This window comes from Streptomyces phaeochromogenes (genome assembly GCF_001418655.1).
Taxonomy (GTDB): domain Bacteria; phylum Actinomycetota; class Actinomycetes; order Streptomycetales; family Streptomycetaceae; genus Streptomyces; species Streptomyces phaeochromogenes.
On sequence record NZ_LIQZ01000459.1, the window covers coordinates 1 to 1,698 of the forward strand.

1 protein-coding gene is annotated in these 1,698 nt (G+C 74.8%); it reads left to right on the forward strand.

What is annotated here, in order from left to right:
- Positions 1–51 precede the first annotated feature (51 nt).
- Positions 52–1,677, forward strand: coding sequence for a thiamine pyrophosphate-binding protein (locus tag AOK17_RS42760; RefSeq protein ID WP_055618052.1), 1,626 nt, complete (start codon positions 52–54; stop codon positions 1,675–1,677).
- Positions 1,678–1,698 lie beyond the last annotated feature (21 nt).

The window sequence follows — 1,698 nt, forward strand, 5'->3', positions numbered from 1 at the left end:
CCAAGACGCTGACCGGCGAACCCAGGTCCCCCTCCCCACGAGGAGCCAACGATGGGCCCGCACCCCGCCTCTGCCCTGCTCGACATCCTGCAAGGCGAGGGCGTGGACCGCGTCTTCGGCAACCCCGGCACCACCGAACTGCCTTTCCTGGCAGCCCTCGCGGACGCGGAGGAGGCACCCGAGTACGTCCTCGGCGTACACGAGGGCGCGGTCGTCTCCATGGCGGACGGATACGCCCGCGCCACCGGCCGCCCCGCCTTCGTCAGCCTCCACATAGCCGCGGGCCTCGCCAACGGACTCATCGGCCTGCTCAACGCCCGCCGTTCACGCACCCCGCTGGTGGTCATGGCGGGCCAGCAGGACCGCCGCCACCTCCAACAGGACCCCATGCTCTCCGGGGACCTCGTCGCCCTCGCCGCGCCCGCCGTGAAGGCGACCTACGACGTCCAGCACGCCCGCGACCTCCCGCTCGCCCTGCGCCGCGCCTTCGCACTCGCCGTACGGCCGCCCGCCGGACCCGTGTTCCTGTCCGTTCCGATGGACTTGCTGGCCGAGGACACGGAGGTCGACGTCCCGGCCCGCACGCCGCCGCTCAGGCCCACCCCCGCCGAGGGCCTCGACCGGGCCGCCGTCCTGCTCGGCGCCGCCGCCCGGCCCGTGATCGTCGCCGGGGACGGGGTCGGCCGCGAGGACGCGATGGCCGCGCTCGTCCGGACCGCCGAGACGTGCGGCGCGCCCGTGCACCACCAGCCGATGGCGGACCACCTCGACTTCCCGACCACCCACCCCCTGTACGCCGGGATGCTGCCACCGCGCCACGACGCCATCAGGGACGCGCTCGCCCCGTACGACACCGTGCTGATCGCCGGGGCGCACGCGTTCACGCCGCACCACTACAGCCCCGGTCCCGCGCTGCCGCCCGGCATCACGGTCGTACAGCTCGACTCCGACCCGGACGAGATCGGCCGCAACTTCCCGGCCGACCACGGGGTCGTGGGCGCGCTCCGTCCCTCCCTGGACCGGCTCGCGGACCTGCTGCGCGAGCGGGTTCCCGAGCGCACGGCGAAGATCCGGGTGCTGCGTGCCTACGACCGGCACACGGTCGAACGGGACCGCGCGGAGGCCGCCGCGCGGGCCGCGTACTCGCCCGCGCCCCTCGCCCCCTGGGCCGCCGCCCACGCCGTCGCCCGCGGGCTGCCGCCGGGCGCCGCGGTCGTCGAAGAGGCCATCACCGTGGGCCTGTTGCTGCGCCGGCTCGTACACCTCGACCGGCCCGGCAGCTACACGCACACCGTCGGCGGCGGCCTCGGTTGGGGCATCGGCGCCGCGGTCGGCCGGGCCCTCGCCGAGCCCGGGCGGCCAGTGATCGCGGTCCTGGGTGACGGCTGTGCGCTCTTCGGCCTCCAGGGCCTGTGGAGCGCGGCCCGGTACGCGGCTCCCGTGCTGTTCGTGGTGATGAGCAACGGCGCGTACCGCACGCTACAGAACACCTACGAGGCGATGGGCGGCAACGGCCCCTGCCCCGGAACCGAGTTGGGGCGACTGGACTTCACCCAGGCGGCCCGCTTCTTCGGGATCGACGCGGTGCGCGCGGAGAGCGCGGATCACCTACGTGAACTGGTGGGCGGGGCGGGTGAGTTGGCGCGGCCGATGCTGGTCGATGTGCCCCTTCGGTAGGGGAGGGGCACGGTGGGGTAG